The following is an 821-nucleotide window of genomic DNA, read 5'->3' as shown; positions in this document are numbered from 1 at the left end:
CTGGAGGAGAACGGCGTCATCGACCCGGACGTCCTGTGGTCCTGCACCACCTGCGGCGCCTGCGTCGAGCAGTGCCCGGTCGACATCGAGCACATCGACCACATCGTCGACATGCGCCGCTACCAGGTCATGATCGAGTCCTCGTTCCCGTCCGAGGCGGGCACGATGCTCAAGAACCTGGAGAAGAAGGGCAACCCCTGGGGTCTGGCCAAGAAGCAGCGCGTCGAGTGGACCAAGGAGGTCGACTTCGAGGTCCCGATCGTCGGCAAGGACGTCGAGGACCTCACCGAGGTCGACTACCTCTACTGGGTCGGCTGCGCCGGCGCCCTGGAGGACCGCGCCAAGAAGACCACCAAGGCCTTCGCCGAGCTGCTGCACATGGCGGGCGTCAAGTTCGCGATCATGGGCGGCGAGGAGAAGTGCACCGGTGACTCGCCCCGCCGCCTGGGCAACGAGCCGCTGTTCCAGCAGCTCGGCCAGGAGAACGTCGCCATGCTCAACATGGCCTTCGGCGAGGACGACGAGGACGAGTCGACGAAGAAGCCGAAGTCGGCGAAGAAGATCGTCGCCACCTGCCCGCACTGCTTCAACACGATCGCCAACGAATACCCGCAGCTCGGCGGCGAGTTCGAGGTCATCCACCACACCCAGCTGCTGCAGCACCTCATCGACGAGGGCAGGCTCGTCCCGATCACGCCCGTCGACGGCCTGATCACCTACCACGACCCGTGCTACCTGGGCCGCCACAACAAGGTCTACACGCCCCCGCGCGAAATCATGTCGGCCGTGCCCGGCCTGCGCCAGCAGGAGATGCACCGCCA

General features: G+C 65.9%; 1 protein-coding gene. It reads left to right on the top strand.

The window, feature by feature from the left end; all coding sequences use genetic code 11:
* Window positions 1-821, top strand: an 821-nt coding sequence (locus IE198_RS34775) for a (Fe-S)-binding protein (protein ID WP_189894072.1), incomplete at both ends; no start/stop codon positions are given.

This window comes from Streptomyces xantholiticus, from assembly GCF_014651015.1.
Classification (GTDB): domain Bacteria; phylum Actinomycetota; class Actinomycetes; order Streptomycetales; family Streptomycetaceae; genus Streptomyces; species Streptomyces xantholiticus.
This window is presented reverse-complemented; position numbering and strand designations above follow the sequence as displayed.